Raw genomic sequence first — 26,736 nt, 5'->3', positions numbered from 1 at the left:
GGACAGGACGCGAGGTGAGGCCAAAATCGGACGTTTGACGGCTGAAAGCAGACAGATCAGATGATCGAACGACCCGGGGCCAAACAATTCGGCGTCGTGACACGATTGCATCTGGACATGAATGGAGCTGTTTTACTGGTCATGGTGGTCGAGATGGGTTGCCCACCAGCCGTCAAGGGCTGCACTATTAGCCTCGGTCGACTGACCGGGTTTCCAAGTCCAGGTCACCACGCGATCACCACCAGGCCCGCCGTGCATAAAGTTAGGCTAAATCCTCCCACCGGCTATTACCAGATCTGGTGCTTCAGGCTCGGACGTTGCTGCAGCAGAAATAGACTTCCAACGGAAGGTGGCACGGGCCGAAGGCCGCGAAGTATGGCGCCTACCGCGCTTGACAAGCGCGGCCTCATTCGGACCGGCGAACACGCAGACCTCATTGCCTCACATGCCCAATGGTGCCCCAAGCAGGGGCAGCTAATGGCTACCATCACCAAATGAATGAGCACTCGCGCAGGAACGCCGCTCCTGCGCCTGCCATTCTGACGGGACTATTAGCCATGATAATTGGAAGTCAATGGGCCGTAGATTGGAAACGAAAAAGCCGTGATAGGAATGGGCGGAGGGGAAATTCTGCTGAGACACGGCCAGGTCTCGGCTGACCCGTTCTGCCGTTCTGGTCGCAGTGGTGCTAGTCGCACGCGTTATTTCTCTTTAACGAAGACGTGCGCCTCGACTGCAGCGGCAATGAACGCCCTGCGGGCTTCGGCGGGGGGCCGCTTCCCGTCAATCACTTCAACGCAGATCTTCCTGGCTTCGCGGAGTTGCTTGCCGGCCTGGACTGGCCATCCTGCGCCGCGCAATACGGCGATGGCATCACTTGCGCTCTCGATAGTTCGGTAGTCGCCCGTGAGTGGTGAAACGAATGAGATAGGTCTCGCCCACTTTCTAATTTCTGCCACGCTGGCCTCCCCTTCGGCAATCGCTGACCGCTACCGGTCTGGCCCTTTGGGCCTGCCGGTTTAATACCGGGGAGAACATCTTTTCGCGCGGTTTGTTCCGGAGATGGCAAATGCGGGCGAACGAGGATGCACTCCTGTTATAGCGTCGAATGCTTCGACCGACCTCTTCGGTCTCGAGGTATTAAGGCCCGTCTCATCTCTACTCAGGGCTGGATTCCCGCCCGGGTAGCAGGGCTATTTTTTGAGCGAGCCCTTGGTTCCCGCCACATCGTGAAAAGACCAGCGCCGACAACGATTGTCGAGCCAACCAGCATATTCCAGCTCAGCGTTTCGCCAAACAAAGTCACGGCAATGACCGCGCCAACGACCAGCTGAAGATAGGTCAAGGGCTGGACGTCCGAAGCTTGCAAGGAATCGTAGGCGCGGATCAGGCAGTAATGACTGACGGCGCCACAAATGCACAGTGCCGCAACAAACGGAACATCTCCGAATGCAATGGGCGTCCAGAAGAAGGGGCCGATCAGCGAGATCGCCAGTGCTCCCCCAACGGCCGTATAGAACAGGCTGGTAAAAGTCGGATCCCGCTGGCTGACGGCTCTTGTGGCCACCCCGTAGACGGCGAACATAAACGCGCTGATCAACGGCAGCAGTAGGTAGAGGCTGAAATGGCTACCTGTCGGATTGATGATCAACAGGACGCCCAGAAGACCGGCCGAGACCGCCATCCACCGTCTCCAGCCAACGTGCTCGCCCAAAAATGGAATGGACAGTATAGTGACGATTAGCGGCGATGCCTGAAAAATGGCCTGGGTCGTAGCGAGGCCTGTGTGGGCAAGCCCATACACAAAAATAGCAATTTCCGTGACCAGTAACACGCCTCGAAGTATCTGAAGGAAAGGGTAGTTCGTCATTGCGGCATTTCGTGGGCCCCCGGGCTTGCGAAAGGCAAGTAGGATCACGAAAGCCGCGAATGCCCAGTAGCGTATCATTGTGATCATGATCGGCGAATATCGCGCACCAAGGTACTTCGAGAAGCCGTCCTGGGTCGCAAAGATGATCACCGCCAGCAGCGTGAACGCATATCCCAGCATTCTTTTTTTGTCGTCGAGAATCGCCGTTTCTCCAGTCACAGGCCGCGCGAAGATCTTGGTTGAAGGGCTGACCTAAGGGCGGATACGCTGCCACTCAAGCCATCCGAGCGCCCCATCCGTTCCCTCGATGTTCATTTTTAGTGAGAAATCTTAACTCGCGGAAAGATGGCGCGGTTGGCATTGCCCGGCCTGCCCCTCGAACAGACAGTAAGCAGTACCGCAATCCGGTCGCCGGCAGCGTTTGCGTTGTCGACGTCGCCATTCTCACGAGGATGACGCTGTCCACTTCAAGGCCTGCGGCGAAATTCTAATTCCGGGCGAAGGAGACTAGGCAACGCAGCGATAGGCGAATGTAGGCAAGAAGACCCTCGTCAGGTCTTCCCCGTCACGGCTGGCGGGACGTCACCCCGGTGTTCGAGTGAGTAGCCAAGTGCCATTAGACCATCCGCCATCCGCCGCGGAGCGTTCGCCGAGGAGGCGACCGTCAGGATGTCGCCAGTTCCCTGCGATTGGAACCCGACTTGATCAAACAGCGCGGAAAAGGCGGCCCATTGGGCGGGTTCCATTGGAAACGGTTCTGGGAAGTGCGCGAAATAGATACCCTCAGCAAACTTCCACTGGATGATGATCGTTCGCGGCATTCTCGTCTCACATTCAGGCGCTTCCAGCTGCCAGGTCATACGAGCATTAGGTCGGGCGTGCGACAGTTTGCTCGGCCATGGAACCCTCTGCGATCGCCAATGTTTCTCAAGGTACCAATTTCTCGACTGGAGGAAATTACCATGCATAAAGCCTTCATTGCAATCGCGGCAACGGCTCTCGCCTTCCCGGCCCAGGGTTGGTCTGCGACTGCTCAGCATTCGAAACATCCCCACCAAACCGTCGCCGCCCAGCAGCCCGGGCAAAGGCTCGGAACCTTGTCGTGTGAGGTGAACGGTGGAATGGGAATGATAATCGGCTCCAATCGTGGCATTAGTTGCAGTTTCCGACAACAGGGAAGGAAGACTGAGCGCTATACTGGCAGCATCGGGAAGCTCGGACTCGACATCGGGATCAGTGGCAAGTCTTATCTAAGCTGGGTGGTCGTCAACACGAAGCCCACGCGCGTTGGTCAGGGAGATTTGGCTGGCACATATGTCGGCGCCTCCGCGGACGCGGCAGTTGGGTTGGGAGTTGGTGCAAACGCCTTGATTGGAGGCAATGCCCGTAACATTGTGCTTCAGCCACTCAGCGGACAAACCGGAACGGGATTAAATATTGCTGCTGGTGTTTCGAGGTTGCAGCTCGCCGCCACGCGGCGTTGATGCGCTATCGCATGGCGGGCGGCGTCAGTCGCCCGTCGGCCGGCCGCTTTGGGATCCTGACGATTTTTCCAACATTATCTTTGCGAGGGACGCAAACTGGCCCTCCGGATATTTTTGAAGATAGGCGGTCACCATTTCATCGCTTCCTGATTGGCTGGCCGTCTCCCAGAAAGCGACTTCGATGGCGGGATCACGCTCACTGGTTCCTCCCTTTGCGAGGCGCTCCTCGGCTAATGCGGCGAACTGTCCCTTTGGGAAACGTTCGAGATAGAGCCGATATTCTGCCGGATCGTCGCTTTGTTGAACGGATTCCCAAAACGTGACTTCGACGTGATCGGGTTCGACGTCAGCACTTTTGCTCCGCGCCCGCCTTGCCGCGGGGTTCTCTTCGCTGTGCGGCTCATCGTCCACGATCCCCTGTTCGCCGCCATTGAAAATCACCCTGAATACTCTGAGTGGCCGCGCGATATTTTTCACACTGTGTTCGCCCAGGTCTTCGAATGTGGCAGCCACCCGGTCGCGCAGGTGATCGCGAACCCCCCGCGTGACGCAAATGCCGCCGACGTCAGCAAGTGCTTCAAGCCTTGCGGCAATGTTGACACCGTCCCCGAAGATGTCGCCATCCTTCACGAGGACATCGCCGATGTTGATGCCTATACGGAAGTGCATCCGGCGTTGCTCAGGAAGTGCCTCATTCGCGATGCGCATTGCTTGCTGGATCGCAACGGCGGAGCGGAATGCATGTACGATGGACGGGAACTCCGCCAACACACTGTCGCCGGCGCTACCAAAAATCTGCCCATGTGCTCGCTCAATGATCTGGTCCACGATGGCGCGGTGAGAGGTCAATGTGGCGAGGGTTTGTTCCTCATCGTCGTGCATGAGCCTGGAATAGCCCTCTATATCGGCGACGAGTATGGCAGCGAGCTTTCGTTCCAGTGGTGGTGCTTCCATGCCGTTAATCCGCTTGCAGGCGCAGAGGCCAATCATTCGCGCGTTTGAGGTCATTCATCGAAATTATCGTCATCAAAGAATTTTCCAGACAAGGTTTGGTTCCGTTGACCTCACATGTTCATGGCGAAACGATCCTTCCGGCTGGCTAATCCGGAAAGAACTACCTTCGATGGCCCCGATATTCCCAAACGGCCGTCACCAAAAGTGCCGCGGTCGCAGCGACGTTGAGAGCATAGTTCGCCAGAAGCGAGCTCGCGATGCCCGTGACCGCAAGGATAGCAATACCCACGAGATGCGATGTCGGGAATCGGCTTCCCGCGCTCACTTTCAACCAGATATTACCGATCAGGAAGAGGACGGGTCCTCCGATGATCGCCGCCATATGGGAGAAGCCGCCTCTTGCTTCTGTGTCGGAGAGCGAAAAATCCTCTCCTACGGCAGTCAGGATGATGCCTGAAACAATCGGAAGATGACCGTAGGTGAAAAGGTCATGCGCGACCTTCTCGGGCGTTGACGTAGTTTCAGCCTTTTCGGCAGCTTTTTCCTGGCCGTGATGGAAGTAGATCCACCACATGGCGACCGTGCTCAGGAATGCACTGCAGAAGACCACCACCGTCAGGTCCGTGCCCATATGCTCGACCGCATTCCGGCCGGTTGTCAAGATGGTTTCCCCGAGGCAAATGATCACAAACAGGGCACATCGTTCCGCCATGTGTTCGCCGGAGATCGCAAGCGTCTCTTTCGGTGCGCGGCCGAGAAGCGGCACCCAATAGCCAACGAGTGGCACCGCATATTCCAGGGCAATGGCCAGCGTCCAGAATAGTAGACGCCATTCGAAATTCATGACACCCCCAGCGACCCAGAGAATTCCTGCGAGGATTGTCCATGCGGTGATCCGACAGAATGTCTTCGCCGACTGCTGATCCGTATTTCGAAAGGCGTATGCCGTGAACGCAGAACGGCCGACCTGTGTGACCGCGTAGATTGCCGCAAAGGCTAGGGCGTGGGCACCGAATGCTTCAGGCAATGCGATTGCCATGAGAATGCCTGCAAACATCAAGGCGAATAGCATGTGGCGGACGGGGTCACGTTCCGTATCGAGTAAGTTTGTCACCCACGTCGTGTTCATCCATACCCACCAGACTGCAAGGATCAGGATCAGGGCCTCTCCTGCGGTGGCGGACGTGAAGTCGGAGGATAGTGTGTGGGATAGCTGAAGGAGGGCAAAAACAAATACGAGGTCAAAGAACAGCTCTGGGAAGCTTGCCTTGCCTTTTTCCCTTTCGGCTTGCCGGATCCAACCGCGTGCCACTTCGCCCATTGCTTTTCCTTTTTCTGGATGTATCCGTCAGGGATCGGAATAACCGGCCGCGCGAACCGCGACTTTCTTTCCAGCGACCGCAGTCGCAAATATCAGAGCGCCGCGGGCTTTGGAGTGGGCCGGCACATAATCAAAGGTTACCTCGGAAATTTGCGTCGGATCTCCCTCATTTCCGAGATGACCTCGTATGACCACAGCCGCTGCTGTGGTATCGGCTGAGTTTCGGACTTCAAATCGCACTTCGTTTGGTGCAATGCCTGGCTCATCGTTTAACAGGGTGATCGATAGCTGGGGGCTTGAGCTGTCGGCAAAAACCTCCAGCCCGACAAAACCTATCATGATGAGTACCAGCAAAGTGCTGCCAACCCCGACAATCCATTCGACCATATGGGGTGTATTGCTACCGCTATACCTTCTTCGCGCCATTGACTTGACTATCCTATAGAATGAGGCGTGCCGAAGCCGCGCCGATCGAGCAAGGCAATGCCAAAACTATTGTTGTCGATAGCATCTGAGTGAATGCTGAGTCCTCAAAGCGCTGGAAGGTCCAGAGTGCGTAGGCACTGACCAAGAGAGCGATCACATAGCCTGGGAAGGTAAAGCGGATCACCGCGTGCCAAGCCGGAACGTCGTCGCCAATCTCGTGGCCGCCTTTGAACGATACTGCGTAAACGAAACAGTGCATGAGGACGAGCGAAATGAGGATGACAGCCATGACATGGGCGGGTGTCATCTTGTACGAGAGCAAGATCATCTCTTCCGTGGGTGCGACGTTCAAGCCAAGGAACAGAGCACCAAGCGCCATGAGAAAGAGCTCTCCTGTGTAGTCATAGGCACTTGTCGGTACCGGATCATCTTCGTCGCTATCCCCATCGTCTGCATCACCATTCAGCTGGCTTCGTCCGAGCAGTGCTCCGATGCTGGCGGGCACCGACTGAAGTGCAACCTTGCCGATGATCTCCGAGACGGGCTGGTCGAAGCTTAATACGGCGACGCTGAAAAGGACTATGAAGCTCGCGAGGATGCCGATCGCATAGGCCACGGCAGCATCCCTTGCCGCATCGATCCATGAGGTCGTCTTTTCGAAGCCGACCCGGTCCGATAGAAGAACAAGGAGGGGAATATTCAAGACGAGGAGCAGGAATAACCGCAACCTGTCCATGGAAAAGCCGAGTTCCCACATCTCCATAGTCATGAACATCGGCAACGCGAAGATCAGTGCTCCTGCAAAACCGCGACCGATACCGGCAGCAAATCGCCCCCCGCTCCATTCCCGACTTGCTGCTTCCTCATTCGACGCTGATTTCATCAACTAGGAGATAGCTTGGCGATATCAAAAAGCGAGGTTGCTGACGTTCGATTTCAATTGCTGTCGCGCACGGCATTATGCGGGTGCGCCGATCGGGAGATATTCGACTTGATAAGTGGAATGAATTCACGAACGCGCAAGGCTCTCAGTGCTCACAAGGGGAATCTCGCCGTTCACCGTCTGACCGTGTCCAATGACAGGCGGAACACCTTCAGCTCTGTGGAGCTGACTGCCGGCTTTGACCTCGGGCTGCTACTCTCGCTCCCAACCGAACACACTTCGTCCACCGAGCTGCGCAGACATTCGCGTTTCCTCGGCGGTTATATCCTTCAGTCGAGGACCTGTTGCTTGCTGTTCAAGGTTACGGGCTTGCACATCGAGGCGTCTCAGCGCAGCGAGTTCCTCCTCCCGTCCAAGCTTCCCCTTGGAAACTGCCGATCTCAAAACATGTATCGTTTCATCATAGACCTTCAGGGGGACCGGAAAGGGATGTCTGTCCTTGCCGCCATGGGCTAGTGAAAATCGTGCTGGATCGGAAAACCGATAAGGAGCGCCGTGGACGACTTCGGCGACCATGGCAAGGGCCTTCACAGTCCGCGCTCCTACGCCGGGGGTCAGAAGCAACTCCTGATAGTCCGCCGGTCCTCGATCGGCCGCGGCTGCCAGATTTGCGTAGAGCCGCTTCATGTTCACGTCGCCTTCACGGACGTCGTGATGAGACGGCATGATCAGATGTGGGAGTTCTGGTTGGTCCAGCTGAGAAGGCGAAGGAGCGGCAACCGCTGTCGCAGCGTAAGCCTCCCGCACAATTCGATCGGGACCAAGCGTCGACAACAGATGTAGTTGGTCGTGTCTTGATTTCTCTGCCTGACGATCCGCAAGATTGATGATGTTCCCCTGAACGCGTCCCTCGATTGCGCGGTGGGGGGAATCGAGGAAGCTCTCGAGCCCCTCGGAAAGCCAGTGATATCGCCTGGCTTGACGCCGATCCTGGTTCATCCCCTGCTGCACCACCACCCAGCGACCGTCACTGGCCACAATGAAACCATGCAGATAGAGATCAAAACCGTCCTGAACGGCAGCGCTGTCAATCTTGGCAACAAGCCGACTGATGTTTGCCAGTGCCGTTCCATCAATGCCCGTCCGCGTGCCTACATCGATAAGTTCCTGGGGTGTCCTGCGCGACTGCGCGCCCCGTCCGCCACACACAAAAAGACCCAATTCCTCCGACATTGGGCGCAAACCGCGCTTCATTGCCCCGAGCACGCTGGTCGTTATGCCGGACGAGTGCCAATCCATTCCCATCACCGCACCAAAAGATTGGAACCAGAACGGATGCGACATTCGCCGGAGGAACTCGTCGCGGCCATAGTGATGGATCACCGCCTCGGCGATCAATGCGCCCAGCTTAGCCATACGTTCGCTCAACCAAGGGGGAACGCGCCCGCCATGCAGTGGGAGGTCAGCACTGCCCGATCGTTTCGACATTTTGCAATTATGCCCTATTCTCGTTGAGTGGTCTGGGTCGTCCGCTCATCGGGATGAACCCGTGCTCCACACGTGTCATCGTGTGCTGCGGCTTCGTACAAGATGAGGCCAGGCGGGGTCGATTCACCTGGTGACAGACTTTCTGCTATCATAGCCGCCAACGTCGTTCATCATCAAGACGAGCAATCGCACGGTCCTTCCAATGACGTCATGCTCTTGCCAATAGACGGCACCTTGTCCACCGTCTCCTCGCTATTCGGAAGTTCCCGAACGCCCGGCTCGGCAGAAAGGATCTCTAGGAGGTGCGTCTCGTAATCCGAGGCCAGCAACAACTGCAGGTTACACATGTGAAAGATGTCCTTTTCCTGCACTCAGTATAGCACTTCGTGGTGTCACAAAAGTTTGCCAAAATGATGTAGACGCCAAGATCGTCCATCAACCGGACATGGTGTCACTCGTCACCCAAAATTACTCTGCGGTTGCTTCGCCAACAGCTGCTCGTTCATTCGCATTCACCGGCGTCGTCGGACCTGTGGCCAATGTGGGCGCGCTTGCTCCAAAATGGATTCCCCAGGCAATTGGGCCGTCTGATCGGCGCCGGCTGAAACATCAATTTTAAGTCGCTCGGCCAGCGATCGAGCGTCGGCGGGCGCTCGGACCTTCACGTCGTTATCGAAATAGACATAGACGTCGCGACCCATTTTGGATTGCGGCAAGGGAGGTGTTACCCGTTCGGCATTGGTGGGCTCCTTGCCGTGCGCCCAGGCATCGATACGATCGGCCCAGGCAGCAAGCGCGCTATCATCGTAGCCGCTGACATATAGCTCTTTTGAACCATGAAGACGGCAATAGACAAAATCGGCGGTAACATCCATCAGCAGAGGCCACTCGACTGTGTCTGCGCAGACCAAGGCAACGCCATGCTCCCTCAAGAGTTCGATAAAACGTTCACACCGGAAGCTGTCATGACGAATCTCCAGCGCGTGGCGCAATGGTCGCCTGTCTTCCCACTCAAGCCAGCTTCGACCATCAAGTCTTTGGTCATGTTGTTTGGCGAGAGCGCCGGCATCCATTGTAGTTTTTGGCAGGATGCGCAGGAACTGCGCGAAGATATCGACATCAAACTTAAGGTTTGGCGGAAACTGCCATAGAATCGGCCCGAGCTTCCCTCCGAGCCGCAAGAGACCAGATGCAAAAAAGTTGGCAAGGGGTGTCTCGATGTTCTTGAGCCGCAGGAGATGCGTGATATAGCGCGAGCCCTTGATTGAGAAGACAAAACCCTCCGGCGTGGATTCTCTCCAACGCTGGAACGCACCAGGCTTTTGGAGTCCGTAAAAGGTCCCGTTGATCTCTATTGTGGGAAATCGGCGGGATGCATAGGCAAGTTCTTGATTTTGTGGGAGTTTCTCCGGATAAAATACGCCCCGCCAGGGCTTGTAGGTCCACCCCGATATTCCGATACGAATGTTTCCCGTTCGTCCCATGGCGCACAAACCTAGAAGTCGTCCAACTTGTTCCGTGTCTTTAAGCCGCAGGTTCAAGCTCGCTCGAGCGGATCACAATGTAAGGCTGTCACGTTCACACCTTGATCTAATGTTGAGGGATGACGGGATGCCACGAGTGCGCGCTAGGATGGCGGCCTGTATCGGAATGCATCGACGAAAGCTGAGAAGGCCGGCGACGGATTTCGGCGGCTCGGATAATAGAGGTGATACCCTTTAAAGATCGGGCACCACTCCAGTAGTAAGCGCCTTAGCTTTCCACGTTCGACATGTTGCGAGACCAGGTCTGTCGGAAGATACGCCAGCCCGATCCCATCCAGCGCGGCATCCACTGCGGATGCCATGTTGCTCAACGTGAGTTGGCCGCCCACACGTACGCTGAACTCGCGTTCCTCGCGCTTGAATTCCCAGGCGTAAAGCGCTCCGGACGTAGGGAGTCTGAGATTGACACAATTATGGTCCGTAAGGTCCTGAGGGACCGATGGCGGCGCACATCGCTCGAGATATCCGGGCGATGCCACGACAGAATATGAGACGTCCGGGCCAACGCGCACTGCGACCATGTCGCGGGCGACCGCTTCGCCGAGCCGCACGCCAGCATCGAACTGTCGCTCAACAATGTTGGTGAAGCCGTTGTCGACGATGATTTCCACGCCAATCTCTGGGAATTCCTGCAGAAAAGTCGGCAGTCTGTGACGGAACACCAGTTCGACGGCGTCGTCGGGACAGACGACACGGACCTGACCTGAGGGTTTGTCGCGCAACGCGCTGATGGCATTGATCCCCGCCGCAATGCCATCGAAGTGTGGCTGGATGCTCTCCATCAAGCGTTCTCCGGCCACCGTCGGCGCGACGTCACGGGTTGTGCGGGAAAGGAGTCGCATGCCGAGCCGCGCCTCTAGCCCCCTAACCGTGTGGCTAAGCGCCGATCGCGTGACGCCGAGTTTTGCCGCGGCTCGGGTGAAGCTGCGCTCGCGCGCGACCACAAGAAACGCCCTCATCTCGGTGAACTCGTCACGCTTCATTGTTGAATTTCCCTCACATCGGCGTGCTTATTGTAGCTCCTAGTCCTCCCTAGCCAAAGCGACTATTTGGTAGTGATGCGACAGGAAAACGAGATGAGTGTCGATGTCTTTGATGTTACGATTGAAGACCCGCCCACTCCATGGGCGCAGGTGCTCTGCCTCTCCCTGCTTACATTTCTGCTGGTCGGGCTGGAGTTCCTGCCCGTAAGTCTTCTCACGCCGATTGCCTAGGCCCTAAAGATCACGGACGGCCAAGCTGGTATGGCAATCACGGTTTCGGGCTTTTTCGCGGTGGCGACCAGCCTTTTCGGCAACGGCTTGCTTTCGAGGTTCGACCGCAAGTCGGTGGTGCTGATCTATACCGGGATACTGACTGTCTCTAGCGTGATCGTGGCAATCGCGCCGAACTTTGCCACCTTCCTGGTTGGCCGCGCACTTGTCGGCGTTGCAATCGGAGGCTTCTGGTCGCTGTCCACCGCTATACTGGCGCGTCTGGTATCTTCCTTGGAACTGCCAAAGGCGATCGCCCTCCTCCAGGGTGGAACTGCGTTCGCAATCGTTATCGCGCCTGCTATCGGAAGCTTCCTTGGTGGGCTGATTGGATGGCGTGGCACCTTCCTCGTTACCGTTCCCATCGGCTTCGCCGCGCTCATGTGGCAGATGGTCGTCCTTCCAAGGCTGCCCGCCACCGAAACGGCGTCTGCCGGAAAGATGGTCGGGCTTCTTCGCAATCGGACTTTCCTTGTCGGAATGGCGGCGACCTGCTTGGTTTTCATGGGAATGAACGCGCTCTCCATCTATTTGCGGCCGTTTCTCGAGGGAGTAACCGGGGTCGGCCTGAGCTCGCTGTCTTTGATGCTTTTTGGTGTCGGTTTGGGCGGTCTTGTCGGAACGTCGGTTATCGGCTTCGTCTTGCGCCGGCATCTTGCCGCGGCGCTTGTGGGGATGCCTTGCGTAGTCGCCCTGATCGCAGTTCTTCTCATAGGCGTCGGAGCCTCTCCTTGGGCCACCGCTGGCCTTCTCGTTCTGTGGGGGTTCTTTTCGACCCCGGTTCCCGTCGCATGGAACACTTGGATGGCGAAGCTGGTGCCGAATGAACTCGAAGCGGCAGGCGGTCTCCAAGTGGCGCTGATCCAGCTCAGCATCGCGGGCGGTGCCTTCGTTGGCGGCATTCTCTTCGACACCGCAGGGTGGTGGAGTGCCTTCCTCCTGGCCGCTCTACTGCTTACAAGCTCTGCCGCACTGGGGGCGGTCGCAACCCGCCAAATCTGAGTCTTGATCAACCATGGAGAACATCATGTCTCAGAACATAGAGAACAAAGTCGTCGTCATAACGGGCGCGAGCAGCGGTCTTGGGAAAGCGACCGCGCGACATCTCGCCGAGCGAGATGCCATCGTCGTGCTTGGTGCCAGACGGCGCGAACACATCGACGCGCTTGCAAGAGAGCTCATTGCCAGGGGATGCAGGGCGATCGCCGTCGAGACCGACGTTACCGACAGATATCAGGTCCAGAACTTGGTCGATGCCGCGGTTCGCGAATTCGGCCGCGTGGACGTCATGTTGAACAATGCGGGGCTTATGCCGCTTGCCCCCTTGGAGCGTCTCAAGGTCGACGAGTGGGATCGCATGATCGACGTCAACTTTAAGGGTGTGCTATACGGGATCGCCGCCGCGTTGCCCCACATGAAGGAGCAGATGTCCGGCCAAATCATCAATGTCTCGTCAGTCTACGGGCATGTCGTCGATCCTGGTGCTACGGTCTACTGTGCCACGAAGTTCGCGGTCCGAGCCCTGTCTGAGGGGCTGCGCAAAGAAGTGAAGCCGTACAACATCCGTACCACGGTCATCTCGCCAGGAGCAGTCGCGACAGAATTGCTCGAGCACATCAGCGAGAAGGACATCCAAGAGGGTACGAAGGACTTCGTCGCGAAGATTGCGGTCGAAGCCGATACTTTCGCGCGCATGGTTGCGTTCGCGATGAGCCAACCGGAAGACGTGGATGTAAACGAGATACTCTTCCGTCCGACGGCTCAGCCCGTTTGATACAACAGCCTTCCTACAACCCCTCTCAAGCAGCGTCCACCCGAGCGCTTCCGACGACAGCTTGTCGCCAGAAGCGCTCGTTGGCCCCAAAGAGGAATATACATACAGACCAGATGAAATTCGGCGCATTTGCCATGGAAGTGGCATTCGCCATTCCTGCGCCTTCGCCGACGATGCTTCCGTCGTTGGCGCTTTGCGCGCATGACGTCGCTCCAATTGACGGATGCGAACGGCAATGCCGCGCGGACGCCATATACCGCGCACGGCTACGAGGCCTACCCTGGTCCCGTCGAGGTCGACGAGGCTGTGATCTGCAGGCGAGAACTTTATCGATGCCACGCACGTGGATAACGCGGACGGTTTCAGCGTTCTCCACCGAAACGTGAAGCTGCTGGATCGTCAGAGCTCACCGATCAAACGGCGATATTCCTCTTCGGGCTTGCCGTAGGAATCCCCGGCAAACTCTTCCATACCCTTCCGATCGCGAATGGTTATCCGCCCCCGCTCCGATCGGACAAACTTCCTTCCCTCCAGCACGTGAAGGGCCGTCGTGACACTTGGGCGCCTAACGCCAAGCATCAGCGAGATGAAATCGTGTGTAAGCCCGATCTCATCTCCGTCTACGCGGTCATGGGACATGAGGAGCCAACGAGCAAGTCGGGCATCGATCTGGTAGTTCACGTTGGAAAGCGCAGTATAGGAGATCTGGGATGCGAAGGTCTGGATAAACCGCGCAAGAAGATTGGCGAAGGTCGGGTTATGCGAAATGGCTTCGACTGTCGCATCAAGGGGCATCCTGTAACCCTCCCCCTCGACCTGCATGAGAACCTCGTGCACACTGATTGTGCCGCCCACGCCTGCAGAGGTCGGTGAAAATCCCTCGCGACCGAACATTCCTGCTTCGGCCTGGTGTCGGCCTGCCGAAACAGTAATTACCGAACCAATGCCACTGGACAGGAAATAGACGTAGTCGATCGGCCTATCGGCTTTTACAATGACAAAGCCTTGTCTCAGCTGGATTTTCTCCATTGTTCTGGTGATCTTTCGGTATTCTTCCTCAGGCAGGCGGGCCAAAAGACGATTTTGCATGGTCGATTGATCAGGAACAGACATGGTACTCTTCAAGCATCGGGAAACCGCGACCGGCCGGCCGCCGCACGCTGAGCCAGGTGCGCGCCGCTGTATAACATCTTGTTGTTGCCCAGGTTTTTCCGTACGCTGGCGAACAGTTACTCGACTAAGACCTTAGTCCTACGGGACACCTACGGGGCGCCAGCCGCGCCAGTGAAACCGACGCAAGGACTGGCCGTGTCGAGGCATGCACCGGTGCAGAAAGTCGGGCTTACGCCTCACAGTAGATTTGGCCGCACACCATCAGGGAATCCCTCATCGCATTTACGCGTGCCTCTGCATCTTGATGGGAATAGGCCCAAATATCTGCAGCCCAAAGAAGTCCTCCCATGCGATACTGGACAGCGAACTTGAAAAGGCTTGTTCCATTCGCATCGCGACGAATGAATGGTTGATCAGGCTGTGGTTCGGCGAAAATTTCCGGACGTATAATTGTCACGATGAGCTCCCGTTGTGGTCTTCGGCAAACCAACCGACAATGCCGGAAGCTGTTCCAACGAAAATGGACACTTGCGACGTTTTCGTCCTGAGCTCAGGTGATTGCAAGAAGGCGAAGCGATGCACATCCAGGTCCGCCTCATCTCGCGATTTTTGACAACATCGTCGAGAAGCTGTCCAGGCCGGTGTGTCACTTGTTCGCGCAATGCATGTCCAATGCCGGCGAGACAAGAAGCCGGGCCAGCAGTAACGCGTTCACCAATACATCGTCAGTGAGAACTTCCACTTTGATGGGTGGTCTTTCGGCCCCCATGCAAGGATGTATTTGCTCGGTATGGGAAGAAATACTTTCCATGCTTCGTTTTTCAGGATACGTTCATATATGAGAGCCGGCATCACTTGGTTCGCACCGGCCCTATCCGCCGTCGTAACGCGGTGGAGTGTGATTGGAGCATTTTTTAAGTGTGTTGTGTCCCGAGTGCGAGTGAAGGAATGGATCTGAGGGCGATTGATCTTTTCAAACATGGCTATGCCTCATTCATGATGCGTAGGCCGAGCTACAGGCGGCACGCTGACAAAGCCCCCAGATTACGCGATCTGTTTGAGCTCTACGCTCGGGCTGTTTTGGCTCGTGACCAGATGCTTCGCGGCTACGCGACGCCCACCGTTATTGAGGCGAAGACTGAGGCCTGTGTCGGGCTGGAACACGAGATCGGCTTCTTTCTTGAGCATACGGCCGGCTCGCACCTCGTCAACGGAGCCGATCAGGAAGGGTCGTTGCCCGGCGCACGATGACGCTACGCCGGTGACCTGGAGGCCGGCACCCGTCTCCTCCGCAGCCCACCCAAATGTCTTGTAACAGCCGCACCTTGCTCGAAGCGCCGGCCGTTTTCCATCATAGAGGCTGAGCCATGGCAAGAAGCCGGGTTCTTCCTTAATTCCGGCAGCTCGTCTTCGGGTCGCGGCTATCAACGAATAATCCTGTCGATCCCACCAGCATCCGCGTTGAGGTTTTGGTATTTCTCTCTGGAACCAACGCTACAGTTTCGCGTTGGGTCCGCCAGAGCATTCAGTGCGGGAGCTTCCGGTGAAAATGATACATGACTGGCTTGAAGATAAGCTGGAGCACATGGAGCGCGAAGGGTTTGAAGTCGACACAGGCGCGTTTGAGCAACAGGCTGATATGTTGCGTGCCGAAGCCCAAGCTGAGGGATACGAGGCCAGCGATCTCGAAGGCCTATGCAACGGTGACATAGCAGCCTACCTTCGCGACAGAAGAGATGGTATCGCGCGGGCCTCTTTATCAGGGAACATACTGCCAGACGATGTCTGACCTGACCGTGCCTATCTGCTTGTCACCGGATAGCTCGTTTCGCGACATCTAGACGAGCCCGCACTGGGATCTGCTCATCAACGAATACGGTCGATCGCCGCTCCGGCATGAAGGCAGTGATCTCGTCGTTGCAATAGCTCGGCGGTAATGGCAACGTTGAAAGCTAGGCACAGGGCCTATCAGGGGCGCAAAATTGACCTATCGTCAACTGCGGAACGACGACCCGGAACTGGAGCATCAATCCAGTACTGGTCTCCCATCGTTGGTGATTGCCGCTCTGGGTGTAGTCTACGGCGATATCGGTACAAGCCCGCTCTATGCGTTTCGAGAAGCCCTTCATGCCACAGGCAGACTTGGTGCAAGTCGAACCGACGTTCTTGGCGTCTTATCGCTCATTGTCTGGGCGCTCACGATCGTCGTCACCCTTAAATACGTCTGCTTTGTCCTCAAGGCGGACAATCGCGGAGAAGGTGGCACACTGTCACTCATGAGTCTGGCGCGTGAAAGTCTTGCGGATCGTCCCAAATGGGTTTTGGTCGTGGGTGTCGTGGGGGCATCCCTTTTTCTCGGCGATGCCATTATCACACCGGCGATCTCTGTGCTCTCTGCTGTCGAGGGTATTCAAGTGGTCGCCCCGGCGGCATCCGACTGGGTCGTACCAATTACTCTTACGATCATTGCAGCCTTGTTCTTTGTTCAGCGATTTGGCACAGGCGGCGTGGCGTCAGTATTCGGCCCGGTTACTGCGCTCTGGTTTGTGGTTCTTGGCGTCAGCGGAGCAATTCATATTTTCGACGACCCGACGGTGCTGGGCGCTGTCAACCCCTCGCACGCTGTAAGATATATCGAGCACAACCTCGGGTCGACGGTGGCTGTACTCGGGGCAGTCTTCCTTGCAGTGACGGGCGCGGAAGCTCTTTATGTCGATCTCGGTCATTTTGGGCGACGTCCCATCGTGGTCGCCTGGTTTGTTCTCGTGTTTCCAAGCTTGCTCCTGAACTACTTTGGACAAGGTGCTTTCGTCCTCGCACATCCGGAAATGGCCTCGCATCCTTTCTTCTCCATGCACCCGGAATGGGCAAGGTTACCGATGGTTTGCCTTGCAACGGCAGCTACGGTAATCGCCAGCCAGGCCGTCATTTCAGGGGCTTATTCGCTTGTTCGACAGGCCATGCACCTCAACCTGCTTCCCCGCCTTGAGATCCGGCATACGTCAGAGACCCATTCAGGGCAGATCTTCATGCCGCAGGTAAACAGTCTTCTGTTTGTCTTCGTAGCTGCTCTTGTCGTCTTCTTTCAAAGCTCAAGCGGTCTATCCGCTGCTTACGGCATAGCCGTCACGGGAGAGATGTTAATAACATCGGTTCTCCTCTTCGTCGTAATGCGCCGCTCCTGGAACTGGGCTCTAGCGAGTACCCTCGCCGTCATCGTTCCTTTGATTGTGATCGATACCGGTTTTCTTTCCGCAAATGTCATGAAGTTTGCTGACGGGGGATGGGTTCCGGTTGCTGTGGCATCGACAATGATGCTCCTGATGCAGACCTGGACTGCAGGCCGGCGTCTGCTCGCAAACCGAACGAAAGCCGACGAAATCCCGCTCTCCTCCATTATCGATAGCCTTCACCGCCGAAAACCACCGACTGTGCCTGGCACGGCGATTTTTCTGACGAGCGACATCGAAGGCGCTCCGACCGCATTGCTCCACAGTCTGAAGCACTACAAGGTTATTCACGAGCACAATGTCATCTTAAGCGTCGTCACGGCCGCCAAGCCGTTCGTTCCTGACGATGACAAGATCTTCCTCGAAAGCTTCAATCCGCTCTTCAGCAGACTTGTTATCACCTTCGGTTATATGGAAACGCCAAATATCCCAAGTGCACTTATCCTGGCACGGAAGCTCGGATTGACGTTCGATATCATGTCCACCTCATTCTTCCTATCCCGTCGGACGATCCTTCCTTCCAGGAAGGGCGGCATGCCATTTTGGCAGGACCGGTTGTTCATTACCCTTTCCAAGAACGCGGGCAACGCGACGGACTACTTCAGCCTGCCGACGGGGCGCGTGGTTGAGCTCGGCCTGCAAACCGTTATCTGACACGCGACTATTTTGGAGCCCCCTGCCGCCTACCGCTTCATTTCAAGAGAGCTTAGCCCTTGCAGCACATCACTGAAGGCGCTGCCCGATAAGTTCGGGCCATTGCGCACCACACGCGAGTGTGCGGAACCCCTGCCGGACGATCGCTTCGGCTTTTGGCGTGAACTCCATTTTATGTTGGGCGCCTGTCAGCAGGATTGGAGCGGCCAGTCTCGTCAGGTAACGATCTCGCTTACAAGCGCGCTGGTCGAGCGTCATATCAAACGCTGGTCAGGCACTTGGACTGATTAAGCGAGATCTCGACTGAGGGTTTTGAGCATGCCCGACCACGTCCCGTGCTGTTCCTTCGGACTATCACTAAACCAACCCTCGCCCACGAAGCGAGGGTTGGTTGCGCCGCTAAGCGTCCTATGTCCCCCTAGGGTGATTTTGCCTCCGTCGTGCCGTCCCCGGTTTTGAACGCGCCCACCTCATCGAGGATCCGCTCTTTCACCACATCATGTGCGTCGGCCGCGACGGATACGGCCTGGCCGTAAACACCGGACGCGATTTCCATTCCTTGATCGGCCAAATGCGATGCTTCGTCGGCGATCTTATCCTTTGCCGAGTCTGCGACGTCACCGATCACCTCGTCCTCCATGTCCGTATGCGGGAGTGCTGCGCCGATGGCGGCACCGACGGCGAAGGCTAAAGCTCCGCCAACGAGCGGTTGGTCTCTAAAATGGGTCAGGATGGCATCATTCAGCTTGTTGGTCTGTTCCTGGATGCTCGCTCCAGCCGACGCTGATTTATCGGACAACGAGGACATGGCTTGCGACGCTTTCGATCCTATGTTGCTCGTGGCGTCCTTGACCTGAGCCCAGGTTTTCGCACTCCAACCCGAAGCGGCATCCAGCATTGCGCCAGTTTCATCGACGATCTGATCGATCTGCTTTCCGCCTGCATCAACGAACCCACGATATGTCTTTCCGGCCTCATCAATGAAATGGCCTGCGCGGGCACCCGCATCATCGGTCAATGCTTTCAAGCGCTTTCCCGAATTGTCGGCGAAATAGCTGTAACGACTGCCGAACTCAGTTTCCGGGGGACCGAGACGGCGGATTGGCCCGTCGGCCTGATAGAGCGGATAATCGGGATCGGACACTGATATGGAAGGGCTATCGCCATTCTGTTTTGCCATCAGCCAGGCAAGGCTGACGCCCATCAGAGCCACGGGTATTGGGTTCGTTTTCAACGCGCGGCCGAGATTGCCAACATATTCGGCGCCACCGCTTTGTTTCGCATAAGTCAGGACCTCATCTATCAGTTCACCGGGCGACATCTTTTCCTGGATGGCGTCGATGCGATTTTCAATCCGCTTCCGATCAACTTCGATTTCCCGCTGCAAATCCAGCGAGGTCTTTTCTGTTGAGGTGCTCATCACATTTTCTCCTTTACAGCGCCGACATCACGCCGAAGCGACGTCGCGGTCCGGTCGAGCCGAAGATTGCTCCCGCGTAGCGCCGAGAGACCTTTGGCAACCAGCGCCCAGGCGATGCCGGCGATAACAACTCCGATGATCAGGGCTGACAAGGCATTCGCGCTTGTCGCCGAAACGCCCTGTGTAAGAAGAAACGCCGCGAGCCCTGCTACGGCAGCCGTCAACAACACGCCAACTGCACCGATGGCGAGAACAAGCCCGAAGATCAGAACTTCAACACCGCTTAGCGCCTGTGAGAATTTTTCGGACGCCTCTGTTTTTGCCAGGTTGATTTCCTTGCGCAACAGACTTGTTACGTCAGTGACAAGGCCGCCCACCAGTTCCGACAGGGATATGTTATCAGGTACTTTAGACATCTGTGTTGTCCTCGCTCTTGATATGATCCGCCCTTCGCTCCGGCTGCGACCGGTTGGAACCGATGTTTGTCGAGCGCTTGGCTGATGCAGTCAGGAAGCGGCTAGCAGCAAGTCCGGCAAGGGCAGCTACGCCGAGGAATGCAACCGGCTGCTTTCGGCCGAAATCTTCTGCAAACGTTGCGAGTTCGCCGAGGTCACGGTTTTCCATTTGCCGCGCGACACCTTGCACACTCCGTCCGATCTGCCGGACATAACGGCCAGTGTCGGACTGATCCGAATTTTCCAGTTCGGAACCGACCTTCTGCAGCGCATTAGCGATCCCACCAACCTGGCGCGCGAGGTAGTTTTTCTGGCTGGAGACCGCGTCCTTCGCTTTTTCTACCGCAGTATCGGCGCCTGCCTTTATGCTGTTTTGAACGGAACTCAGATCGTCGTTTATCTTTTCTTTGAGGTCGCTGGTTTTCGCCGGGGTTCCTTGCATGGTTGGCGTGGCGGGCATAGTTGGTGTGGCGGGGGTAGTTGGTGTGCCGGGCGCGGTTGGTGTGCCGGGCGTCGTGGACCTGACACCCTGTTGCGGAGTTGTGGCCGAGGCGCGCGCGGGCTCCCCTCTCGGGAATTCGTTAGACATTTAAATCTCCCATGCTTGCGATACAGAACGTTAATCCAACCCTGGCGGTAAGGGTTTGTTCCACATTGCCTGGAAGCCCGACTTATTGATCGGGGGAATTGTGTTTCAGATCGGGACCAGGGATGCAATCAGTCGCTCTGGCAGCCCGAAGGCGGATACCGGGTCTAATTGGTTCCCAGCCAGATGCCGCGACCTCACCGATCAGTATGTTGGGTCCGCCATGATTGCTTGGTCGATCTGCTCATATCCACACTGACGTGGTTTTTTGTCCGGCCGCCATCTGAGGAGCGTGGTTCCATGGCGGAAGCGGCGTCCGGTGACATGATCGAACCGAACCTCGACCACGAGCTTCGACTTCAATGGCTCCCACTCCCCGCTTCGTTCGGTGCTCCATCGGCTGGGACCTCCGGGCTTTTTGCCAGTGAAACCTGGAGGCTGGCGCAGCGCTTCCAGCTGTTTCGTAAGTGCTACACGTTCATTATCGCTGATGCTCGATGTGAAGCCGACATGATCCAGATTCCCCTCTTCGTTGTAGAGACCGAGAAGTAGCGAGCCAACTTTGTCAGAGCGACTCTCGTAGCGAAATCCGCCGACCACGCAATCGGCAGTGCGAAATCTTTTCACCTTGATCATGGCGCGCTCGCCCGCAGCATAGGGTCCGTCAAGTCGTTTGCAAACGACACCGTCAAACCCATCACTCCCCGATTTTGAAAGCCATACTTCAGCTAGCTCCCCATCCTTGGTGTAGGGCGACAGCACAAATTCCTTTTGCGATTGAAATGGTCCTATCATTGCCTCGAGGATCGTTCGCCGCCCTTCGAGAGGTTGGTTGAGTTGGGAACGTCCCTGGCTGTCCGCAAGAACGTCGAACAGGACGAGTTTAGCAGGGTGAGTGGCGGCCAGTTTTCTTATCCGGCTTTCGGCCGGATGCAGGCGCATCTGCAAGGTTTCGAAAGACAGACGTCCTTCACTTTCGATCACGAGTTCGCCGTCGACGACGAACTGGTTAACCGGCAGATCCGACAGCAGCGACAGCATTTCGGGAAAATATCGTCCGAGAGGTTTCCCGGATTTCGCCCGAAGGTCAACGGCCGACCCCGACTTAAACGCGACACATCGGAACCCATCCCATTTCGGTTCGAACTGCCACCCTTCCTCGCGTGGGAGGCGATCGACCAATTTTGCTTCCATCGGTTCGATATCGAGGGGCAGTGCGTATAGTTGGTTCTGCGCGATCTTCGCCATCTCTCTTTCCGGTCTTTTCTAACTCCAAACTGATGGAAGGTCGCTCAGGAATTGATCCGTTGTCGCGAGGCGAAGTTGCACAGAAAAGCGGTCGCCAAGGAGTTCAAGGGATGCATCATGGGTGTCGTCGGCGCCGCTGCAAACGGCATCTTTCAGGACGACAACGCGGTAACCGAGATCAATTGCGCCGAGCGCCGCAGCAAGCACACAAACATCGGTCTCACCACCGGTCAAAACGACGGTATCGACGCCCTCGTTCACCAGAACGGAATGAAGTTCGCCGCTAACCCAAGGTGAGTAGGTCATCTTGTCGAAGATACGCGCAGGCGGCACGCGGCCACGCAATGATGGAACGAGGTCAATAAGCGCCGGATCAAGGTTTTTGCGGGTCATCATCCACCATTTTTCATAATAGGTGCTCCACATACCAGGCATTTCTTCAGGCTCTCGGGGTGGAACGAACCTGGTGAAAATCGTAGCCTCCGGGTGGCGATCCGCGACTGCTTCCACCTGTGGCGAAACTTCTTTCATCCATGCAACGTGCCAAGGGGTGTCTTCGGCAAAAAGTCTCTGCATATCGATGCAGAGATGCACCCACCTTCTCATTTTTTGATACTCCGTTTGCACAACCCGGTGTCATTGGCTTTGCGCGCCCTCGAGAGGAGCCAAATCAAATCAATGCGCGCAATTGATGCGATTTCACATTTCACGCCACCATGGCTCGCCCCACTGGCGAACGGGTAGACATCAATCGAGCTTTTGAACCATCTCAGTGCTGCCATTTCGGGATCAGTAATCACTCGGTGCGATGCAAATCATTTATTCTCGGACGCCAGTTCCCCCGGTTTAAAACGCGAGGTCCCCTCGCCACTCGATGGAATTGCATCCGAGGCGGCACTGTCGGTTTCTTCAGCTGGAACCACACCACCTGACTGGTCGGACGACCACGTTTCCGGCAGCTTGCCGTCCTTCGAGGTTTCCTTCTCAGCATCCAGCCAGTGTCGTTCGGCCTGTCCATCAGGTCGGCCCTCTGCCTCCCATCTTTTGTAGGCCTCATTCCGAATTTTTTCCTCTGTCATAGCGATCCATCCTCCTCCTATAACAGTGACTAACACTGTCTTTCCAAGAGAGTTCCAGCTGGCGATTTGATTTGTCTCTCGACTGCTGAGCCAAAGCCCGCAGCGCGGCTGACCCACCTGGGGTCAACCGCGGTTGCCCGTCCCGCAGTGGCTCGTTCATCGCAAAAGGAAGTTTGCGATCGCGGTTGCGAGCCCTTGTGGATTTTCCTCCGCGATATGGTGGCCACTCTCAATACCAAATCCAACGACATCAGTGGCCCAAGTCCGCCAGATCGCAACCGGGTCTCCATAGATCTTTTCAAGATCATCTCTTAGCGACCAGAGACACAACATCGGGCATTGAATCCGGCGGCCAGCATCCCGGTCCTGTCGGTCGTGAATATGATCGATGCGGATGCCGGCGCGGTAGTCCTCAACCATTCCATGCACCACGGCTGGGTCGTGAATGGCTTTCAGAAGGTCCTGGTAGGCTTCCTCGCCCATGACCTCCGAAGACAATTGGTCATACCACGCCTCGGGATCGGAGGAGATGGCGCGCTCGGGTTTTTCAGGCTGAGCAAAGAAGAACCAATGATACCAATCTCTGGCAAATTTCCAGTCCGCTCGCTCGAGGTGCTCGATGACCGGCAAGCCATCGACTGTGATCAGTCTCATTACAGAACTCGGATGGTCCATTGCCAACCGGAAGGCTGTGAGGCTTCCACGATCATGACCAACAACGTTGAAACTGAAAAAGCCGAGATGTTCCATAAGTTCCTTGAGAACAGCGGCCTTTGCACGCTTGGAGGAGTTCTCGCTGTTTGATCTGTCCTCCGGAATATAGGACCCGCCAAAACCCGGAAGATCAGGGCAGATCACGGTCAATCGGTTCGAAAGCAAGTCAGCGACCTTACCCCACGTCATATGGGTTCGGGGGTGCCCATGAAGAACCATCGTCGCCGGTCCTTTGCCCCCTATCCGAAGACGAATATTTCCCGCCGTCGTTGTAACCTCTTTCAATTCGAAATTGACAAACATGGAATTGGCTCCGGTGGAATGGATCCAGCGCGCCGAGAGGGGTTCACCACAACCTGCTGTGAGAGAATGAGAAGAATGGCCGGCGGAAACCGCGGCGAGCAGCCCACCAGGATCGTCATGCCCTGATCAAGCCACTCGATGTTGTGGTCCTTGAAGGCATCGCAGCTGCTTCTTGTGATAGGGCCTGCGCCCGCTATCGACGCTGACTGATTATCGCTCCGAGCACAACCAATCCAGCAACTGTGGCAGTGATCCTGAACCATGGATGTCTTGTGGCCACGTCTTGAAGGTTGTCGTTCGTTGCTCCGCGCATGACTGCCAAGCGCGCTCGTAAATCTCCCACCTCTTTCCGAAGCCAAGCAACTTCCCTCAGTGCCTCATCGGGAGGAATGACATCATCATCGTCAGTCCCTAGATCGCTCTCGGCGGGCTCTTCCAGCTCCTCAAAATACTGCTCGAGCGCAACTTTGGCGCTCCGACCTTTGGTTCGGGTATCAACCATTGCTTTCTTCGCTCCACTCACAGTGCGACCTGAGGATAAAAGAGAACCGAGCCTTCTACTTCCCCTTCTCCCCATCAGCATAACGCAAGACATCAAAGGCGGTTCAGTTGCAGTTGGTAGATTCGCCACCTTCGGGCCTGGACAGGTACAAGCAAACCTATGCGGGGTCATTTGAGGAACTGAATGCCTCTCGCCTCGTTCTGGTTGGATCCGGGAGTATGAGATGGCGATGGGTTCGAAATTTAAGTTGTTGGCACGTGCAGGCTACGTGGCGCGTGGGGCCGTTTTTATCCTGGTTGCCGGTCTTGCGCTCTTTTCAAGTTTTGGCGGTCGTCCCGAGACCAAATCCGCTCTCGATGCGCTTCTGTCACAACCGCTGGGTCAGCTTTGGCTGACTTTGATCGGGCTAGGTCTGTTGGGTTTCGTGGCGTGGCGGTCGGCCCAGTCGGTTGCCAATGCAGACAACCACGAAAATAACGCGAAAGGCATGGCCATCCGAACAACCCTTTTCATGAGCGCGATGATTTATACAGGGCTTGCGTTCTATGCTTTCTCGCGTGCCTGGAGCCTTGGTTATGGCGGTAGCGGAAGTGGAGAGAAGGGATTAGCCGCGTGGGCGATGGCGCAGCCTTTCGGGATCTATCTCGCTGGAGGAATAGGGGTAGGATTTCTGTGCGGCGGTGTTATCACCATCTACAAAGGGCTCTCACGTCGCTTCGAGCGCTACCTGTCGCTCTCAGATCAAAAGACCCTGCTCTTGTTATGCATCTATGGCCTTGTGTCGCGTGGGATCATTTTCGTCATTATCGGCATCCTGTTCTGCTACGCTGCTTTCACGGTTGATCCGGGCAAGGCAGGGAGCGTGGCGGATGCGCTCAGCTGGATCCGGCGTCTACCTTTCGGCGCTATCATCTACATTGTCGTCGCCGCAGGCCTGGCTTCATTCGGTATCTATAATTTTGTGGAAGCACGCTATCGCATCATTCGTTCTCCGGATACCGGTGCTATCCGGGCAAAACTGCCGGCGTTGTCGTGACGCGTGGACGACACACCGGTCACGCTCGCCGGCGTGCGGCGGATGCGATCAATGGAATTCGGGAGCAATTGCAATCGGTGGGAGAAGAGCTGAATGTACAGAGATGACGGCTTTTTTATCACGCCTGGAGGGGGCTCTCCGAAGACAGTACCGAACCGTTCTTATGAGCACGCGGGCCTGATCGGTTACCTTATCACCTTATTCGCGACCTCGTTTGTCGCCTATCTGTTGACCGTCTTGCTTGCCATAGCGCGCTTCTGACGCTGGCTTCATCATGAGGCGGCCGCGCGGACTCCTGATCGTCTTGCGCCAATTTGCCGTGTTAGATAATTGCGGACAGGCTTGTCAAAAAGCCGCAAAGCGAGATCGCTTGCAACGATGACCGTCATAACGACGAGTGGGACTTCGATAATTGGTGCCTTGGTACCCGTGACGGCCTGCAGCGTGCCGTTGACCCAGCAAAAAATCGGATAGTGCAAGGCGTAGATGGGGTACGACAGATCGCCAAGGTACTTTGCCACTCGGTTCTGGCTTTTATTGAGGCTCACATAGGCTCCGGTCCATACCAACGCAGGTGCCAGAATGAATTTCCACAAGAGCTTCAACGTGAACGTCGCCTCGACTGGGACGTAAAAAACTAGCAGCATCAATGCCATAAGACACCAGAAGAGAACTCCGACCAGCCGCTTCCGTTTAAGCGAGAATATCCGATCGAGATGAAATATCAGAACCCCGAGCGCGAATGACGAACCAACATGCGCAAAACCCTGCCAGAATGTGTCGGTGGTGTCGCCTCCGATACCGAAGATGATAACGCAGATGGCGGACACGACGAAGGTAACGACTGCGATAGCAATCTGTTGACCGAAGCGGACAGCCCACCATGCGACATTCGCCACCACCTCGAGGAACAGAGAAAACTGCGGACCATTGAGCGGAAACAGCTGGGGGCCACCGATGTTCGAAGGCGCATGGAAGTAGGGGATGTTCAAAGCCCCTGTGAAAGCCGCAAACGCAAGTGTCGGAAACAAGATATCATTGGTTTGCCAGACGGCCCTTAGGAGAACGTAGGAACAGCTGATGATCGTGGCGAGGATGATCAAAGGCATAAGCCTGACCGCACGCATGACGACGAATTTCCAAAGGCCCATTGTATGGACCCTCTCGGAATAGGCCACTGCAAGGACAAACCCACTCAACGTGAAAAACATATCGACCGCGAGGTTCCCGTTGGCCGCGAGCCCTGGAACATCGAGCCATCGTTCGAGGTGAAAAAGCAGCACCGATATTGCAGCCACGCCTCGCACGCCGTCGAGCGCGACGTAATGGGAAGTGGACCTCTGGATGCTCGCCATTGTCTAAGTTCTCCTCGCCGTCGTTATTTGCTCGTCATGTCAGC

Annotated in this window: 26 protein-coding genes and 1 pseudogene; 8 read left to right on the top strand and 19 right to left on the bottom strand. The window is 56.3% G+C overall.

Annotated elements, in window-relative coordinates:
- Positions 1-701: 701 nt before the first annotated feature.
- The 3 genes from RGCCGE502_RS20130 to RGCCGE502_RS20120 form a co-directional block, all read right to left on the bottom strand.
- Positions 702-959 carry a DUF982 domain-containing protein gene (locus tag RGCCGE502_RS20130; RefSeq protein ID WP_016556037.1) on the bottom strand — a complete coding sequence of 86 codons (258 nt, stop codon included), beginning with the start codon at positions 957-959 and terminating at the stop codon, positions 702-704.
- A 203-nt stretch (positions 960-1,162) separates the two neighbouring features.
- The gene (locus tag RGCCGE502_RS20125; RefSeq protein ID WP_016556036.1) at positions 1,163-2,050 is read right to left on the bottom strand and encodes a DMT family transporter; all 888 of its coding nucleotides are present in this window, start codon (positions 2,048-2,050) and stop codon (positions 1,163-1,165) included.
- A gap of 371 nt (positions 2,051-2,421) precedes the next feature.
- Entirely contained in the window at positions 2,422-2,691 is a 270-nt protein-coding gene (locus RGCCGE502_RS20120) for a hypothetical protein (protein ID WP_016556035.1), read from the bottom strand.
- A 141-nt stretch (positions 2,692-2,832) separates the two neighbouring features.
- Here RGCCGE502_RS20120 and RGCCGE502_RS20115 point away from each other — a divergent pair, with 141 nt between their 5' ends.
- Complete coding sequence (locus tag RGCCGE502_RS20115; RefSeq protein WP_016556034.1) at positions 2,833-3,354, top strand: DUF992 domain-containing protein; 522 nt, start codon at positions 2,833-2,835, stop codon at positions 3,352-3,354.
- A 24-nt stretch (positions 3,355-3,378) separates the two neighbouring features.
- Here the strand turns inward: RGCCGE502_RS20115 and RGCCGE502_RS20110 are convergent, their stop codons facing one another.
- The 7 genes from RGCCGE502_RS20110 to RGCCGE502_RS20080 all read right to left on the bottom strand — a co-directional run bounded on the left by RGCCGE502_RS20110 (position 3,379) and on the right by RGCCGE502_RS20080 (position 10,953).
- On the bottom strand, positions 3,379-4,236 hold the full coding sequence (locus RGCCGE502_RS20110; RefSeq protein WP_244441753.1) for an adenylate/guanylate cyclase domain-containing protein: 858 nt from the start codon (positions 4,234-4,236) through the stop codon (positions 3,379-3,381).
- A 232-nt stretch (positions 4,237-4,468) separates the two neighbouring features.
- A complete protein-coding gene (locus RGCCGE502_RS20105; protein ID WP_016556032.1) occupies positions 4,469-5,629 on the bottom strand; it encodes a low temperature requirement protein A in 1,161 nt (386 codons plus the stop codon).
- A gap of 27 nt (positions 5,630-5,656) precedes the next feature.
- The gene (locus RGCCGE502_RS20100) at positions 5,657-6,016 is read right to left on the bottom strand and encodes a putative transmembrane protein (RefSeq protein WP_016556031.1); all 360 of its coding nucleotides are present in this window, start codon (positions 6,014-6,016) and stop codon (positions 5,657-5,659) included.
- 52 nt (positions 6,017-6,068) lie between these two features.
- Positions 6,069-6,938, bottom strand: a complete 870-nt coding sequence (locus RGCCGE502_RS20095) for a TIGR02587 family membrane protein (protein ID WP_040675165.1) — start codon at positions 6,936-6,938, stop codon at positions 6,069-6,071.
- Positions 6,939-7,190: 252 nt separating this feature from the next.
- On the bottom strand, positions 7,191-8,426 hold the full coding sequence (locus RGCCGE502_RS20090) for a DUF763 domain-containing protein (RefSeq protein WP_040675162.1): 1,236 nt from the start codon (positions 8,424-8,426) through the stop codon (positions 7,191-7,193).
- Positions 8,427-8,938: 512 nt separating this feature from the next.
- Complete coding sequence (locus tag RGCCGE502_RS20085; RefSeq protein ID WP_016556028.1) at positions 8,939-9,910, bottom strand: DUF72 domain-containing protein; 972 nt, start codon at positions 9,908-9,910, stop codon at positions 8,939-8,941.
- 143 nt (positions 9,911-10,053) lie between these two features.
- Positions 10,054-10,953, bottom strand: coding sequence for a LysR family transcriptional regulator (locus RGCCGE502_RS20080; protein WP_016556027.1), 900 nt, complete (start codon positions 10,951-10,953; stop codon positions 10,054-10,056).
- Between the two features lie 93 nt (positions 10,954-11,046).
- On the opposite strand from RGCCGE502_RS20080, the pseudogene RGCCGE502_RS20075 reads away from it, so the two are divergent.
- Together RGCCGE502_RS20075 and RGCCGE502_RS20070 are read left to right on the top strand one after the other, a co-directional pair.
- A pseudogene (locus RGCCGE502_RS20075) lies at positions 11,047-12,225 on the top strand (MFS transporter).
- Between the two features lie 25 nt (positions 12,226-12,250).
- Positions 12,251-12,997 (top strand): SDR family oxidoreductase, encoded by a 747-nt coding sequence (locus tag RGCCGE502_RS20070; protein WP_016556026.1) that lies wholly within the window; start codon positions 12,251-12,253, stop codon positions 12,995-12,997.
- Between the two features lie 399 nt (positions 12,998-13,396).
- Here the strand turns inward: RGCCGE502_RS20070 and RGCCGE502_RS20065 are convergent, their stop codons facing one another.
- On the bottom strand, positions 13,397-14,110 hold the full coding sequence (locus tag RGCCGE502_RS20065) for a Crp/Fnr family transcriptional regulator (RefSeq protein WP_016556025.1): 714 nt from the start codon (positions 14,108-14,110) through the stop codon (positions 13,397-13,399).
- A gap of 1,095 nt (positions 14,111-15,205) precedes the next feature.
- On the opposite strand from RGCCGE502_RS20065, the gene RGCCGE502_RS37425 reads away from it, so the two are divergent.
- The 3 genes from RGCCGE502_RS37425 (at position 15,206) to RGCCGE502_RS20050 (ending at position 17,994) form a co-directional block, all read left to right on the top strand.
- A complete protein-coding gene (locus RGCCGE502_RS37425; RefSeq protein WP_176705716.1) occupies positions 15,206-15,361 on the top strand; it encodes a hypothetical protein in 156 nt (51 codons plus the stop codon).
- Between the two features lie 292 nt (positions 15,362-15,653).
- On the top strand, positions 15,654-15,899 hold the full coding sequence (locus tag RGCCGE502_RS20055) for a hypothetical protein (RefSeq protein ID WP_141652385.1): 246 nt from the start codon (positions 15,654-15,656) through the stop codon (positions 15,897-15,899).
- A gap of 208 nt (positions 15,900-16,107) precedes the next feature.
- A complete protein-coding gene (locus RGCCGE502_RS20050; RefSeq protein WP_425327270.1) occupies positions 16,108-17,994 on the top strand; it encodes a potassium transporter Kup in 1,887 nt (628 codons plus the stop codon).
- Between the two features lie 418 nt (positions 17,995-18,412).
- Here the strand turns inward: RGCCGE502_RS20050 and RGCCGE502_RS20045 are convergent, their stop codons facing one another.
- The 7 genes from RGCCGE502_RS20045 to RGCCGE502_RS20015 form a co-directional block, all read right to left on the bottom strand.
- Positions 18,413-19,414 (bottom strand): DUF3618 domain-containing protein, encoded by a 1,002-nt coding sequence (locus tag RGCCGE502_RS20045; protein WP_016556020.1) that lies wholly within the window; start codon positions 19,412-19,414, stop codon positions 18,413-18,415.
- Positions 19,414-19,830, bottom strand: coding sequence for a phage holin family protein (locus tag RGCCGE502_RS20040; RefSeq protein ID WP_016556019.1), 417 nt, complete (start codon positions 19,828-19,830; stop codon positions 19,414-19,416). The genes RGCCGE502_RS20045 and RGCCGE502_RS20040 overlap by 1 nt, the downstream gene beginning before the upstream one ends.
- Complete coding sequence (locus RGCCGE502_RS20035) at positions 19,823-20,329, bottom strand: hypothetical protein (protein ID WP_016556018.1); 507 nt, start codon at positions 20,327-20,329, stop codon at positions 19,823-19,825. Before RGCCGE502_RS20035 ends, RGCCGE502_RS20040 begins: the two co-directional genes overlap by 8 nt.
- A 330-nt stretch (positions 20,330-20,659) precedes the next feature.
- A complete protein-coding gene (locus RGCCGE502_RS20030) occupies positions 20,660-21,703 on the bottom strand; it encodes an ATP-dependent DNA ligase (RefSeq protein ID WP_016556017.1) in 1,044 nt (347 codons plus the stop codon).
- Positions 21,704-21,721: 18 nt separating this feature from the next.
- Entirely contained in the window at positions 21,722-22,309 is a 588-nt protein-coding gene (locus tag RGCCGE502_RS20025; RefSeq protein ID WP_040675159.1) for a cysteine hydrolase family protein, read from the bottom strand.
- Between the two features lie 209 nt (positions 22,310-22,518).
- On the bottom strand, positions 22,519-22,782 hold the full coding sequence (locus RGCCGE502_RS20020; protein ID WP_016556015.1) for a DUF2934 domain-containing protein: 264 nt from the start codon (positions 22,780-22,782) through the stop codon (positions 22,519-22,521).
- A gap of 156 nt (positions 22,783-22,938) precedes the next feature.
- The gene (locus RGCCGE502_RS20015; RefSeq protein WP_016556014.1) at positions 22,939-23,799 is read right to left on the bottom strand and encodes an alpha/beta fold hydrolase; all 861 of its coding nucleotides are present in this window, start codon (positions 23,797-23,799) and stop codon (positions 22,939-22,941) included.
- 725 nt (positions 23,800-24,524) lie between these two features.
- Between RGCCGE502_RS20015 and RGCCGE502_RS20005 the strand changes: the two genes are divergently transcribed.
- Together RGCCGE502_RS20005 and RGCCGE502_RS37420 are read left to right on the top strand one after the other, a co-directional pair.
- Positions 24,525-25,337, top strand: a complete 813-nt coding sequence (locus RGCCGE502_RS20005; protein ID WP_019280181.1) for a DUF1206 domain-containing protein — start codon at positions 24,525-24,527, stop codon at positions 25,335-25,337.
- Between the two features lie 93 nt (positions 25,338-25,430).
- Complete coding sequence (locus RGCCGE502_RS37420; RefSeq protein WP_019280180.1) at positions 25,431-25,598, top strand: hypothetical protein; 168 nt, start codon at positions 25,431-25,433, stop codon at positions 25,596-25,598.
- Between the two features lie 11 nt (positions 25,599-25,609).
- Here RGCCGE502_RS37420 and RGCCGE502_RS20000 read toward each other — a convergent pair whose 3' ends face one another.
- Entirely contained in the window at positions 25,610-26,692 is a 1,083-nt protein-coding gene (locus tag RGCCGE502_RS20000) for an acyltransferase family protein (protein ID WP_016556011.1), read from the bottom strand.
- Between the last annotated feature and the right edge of the window lie 44 nt (positions 26,693-26,736).

Source organism: Rhizobium grahamii CCGE 502 (assembly GCF_000298315.2).
Taxonomy (GTDB): Bacteria; Pseudomonadota; Alphaproteobacteria; order Rhizobiales; family Rhizobiaceae; genus Rhizobium; species Rhizobium grahamii.
Note: the sequence above shows the minus strand (reverse complement) of the source record. Positions and strands in the feature narration are given on the sequence as shown.

Bases quoted from the DNA above. Each gene is read 5' to 3' on its own strand.
- RGCCGE502_RS20025 (WP_040675159.1), bottom strand. From the start codon at position 22,309: ATGAGAAGGTGGGTGCATCTCTGCATCGATATGCAGAGACTTTTTGCC.
- RGCCGE502_RS37420 (WP_019280180.1), top strand. From the start codon at position 25,431: ATGTACAGAGATGACGGCTTTTTTATCACGCCTGGAGGGGGCTCTCCG.
- RGCCGE502_RS20065 (WP_016556025.1), bottom strand. From the start codon at position 14,110: ATGTCTGTTCCTGATCAATCGACCATGCAAAATCGTCTTTTGGCCCGC.
- RGCCGE502_RS20085 (WP_016556028.1), bottom strand. From the start codon at position 9,910: ATGGGACGAACGGGAAACATTCGTATCGGAATATCGGGGTGGACCTAC.
- RGCCGE502_RS20115 (WP_016556034.1), top strand. From the start codon at position 2,833: ATGCATAAAGCCTTCATTGCAATCGCGGCAACGGCTCTCGCCTTCCCG.
- RGCCGE502_RS20080 (WP_016556027.1), bottom strand. From the start codon at position 10,953: ATGAAGCGTGACGAGTTCACCGAGATGAGGGCGTTTCTTGTGGTCGCG.
- RGCCGE502_RS20095 (WP_040675165.1), bottom strand. From the start codon at position 6,938: ATGAAATCAGCGTCGAATGAGGAAGCAGCAAGTCGGGAATGGAGCGGG.
- RGCCGE502_RS20000 (WP_016556011.1), bottom strand. From the start codon at position 26,692: ATGGCGAGCATCCAGAGGTCCACTTCCCATTACGTCGCGCTCGACGGC.
- RGCCGE502_RS20070 (WP_016556026.1), top strand. From the start codon at position 12,251: ATGTCTCAGAACATAGAGAACAAAGTCGTCGTCATAACGGGCGCGAGC.
- RGCCGE502_RS20030 (WP_016556017.1), bottom strand. From the start codon at position 21,703: ATGGCGAAGATCGCGCAGAACCAACTATACGCACTGCCCCTCGATATC.
- RGCCGE502_RS20045 (WP_016556020.1), bottom strand. From the start codon at position 19,414: ATGAGCACCTCAACAGAAAAGACCTCGCTGGATTTGCAGCGGGAAATC.
- RGCCGE502_RS20005 (WP_019280181.1), top strand. From the start codon at position 24,525: ATGGCGATGGGTTCGAAATTTAAGTTGTTGGCACGTGCAGGCTACGTG.
- RGCCGE502_RS20120 (WP_016556035.1), bottom strand. From the start codon at position 2,691: ATGCCGCGAACGATCATCATCCAGTGGAAGTTTGCTGAGGGTATCTAT.
- RGCCGE502_RS20100 (WP_016556031.1), bottom strand. From the start codon at position 6,016: ATGGTCGAATGGATTGTCGGGGTTGGCAGCACTTTGCTGGTACTCATC.
- RGCCGE502_RS20040 (WP_016556019.1), bottom strand. From the start codon at position 19,830: ATGTCTAAAGTACCTGATAACATATCCCTGTCGGAACTGGTGGGCGGC.
- RGCCGE502_RS20125 (WP_016556036.1), bottom strand. From the start codon at position 2,050: ATGCTGGGATATGCGTTCACGCTGCTGGCGGTGATCATCTTTGCGACC.
- RGCCGE502_RS20035 (WP_016556018.1), bottom strand. From the start codon at position 20,329: ATGCCCGCCACGCCAACCATGCAAGGAACCCCGGCGAAAACCAGCGAC.
- RGCCGE502_RS20110 (WP_244441753.1), bottom strand. From the start codon at position 4,236: ATGCACGACGATGAGGAACAAACCCTCGCCACATTGACCTCTCACCGC.
- RGCCGE502_RS20015 (WP_016556014.1), bottom strand. From the start codon at position 23,799: ATGTTTGTCAATTTCGAATTGAAAGAGGTTACAACGACGGCGGGAAAT.
- RGCCGE502_RS20020 (WP_016556015.1), bottom strand. From the start codon at position 22,782: ATGACAGAGGAAAAAATTCGGAATGAGGCCTACAAAAGATGGGAGGCA.
- RGCCGE502_RS37425 (WP_176705716.1), top strand. From the start codon at position 15,206: ATGCTTCGCGGCTACGCGACGCCCACCGTTATTGAGGCGAAGACTGAG.
- RGCCGE502_RS20105 (WP_016556032.1), bottom strand. From the start codon at position 5,629: ATGGGCGAAGTGGCACGCGGTTGGATCCGGCAAGCCGAAAGGGAAAAA.
- RGCCGE502_RS20090 (WP_040675162.1), bottom strand. From the start codon at position 8,426: ATGTCGAAACGATCGGGCAGTGCTGACCTCCCACTGCATGGCGGGCGC.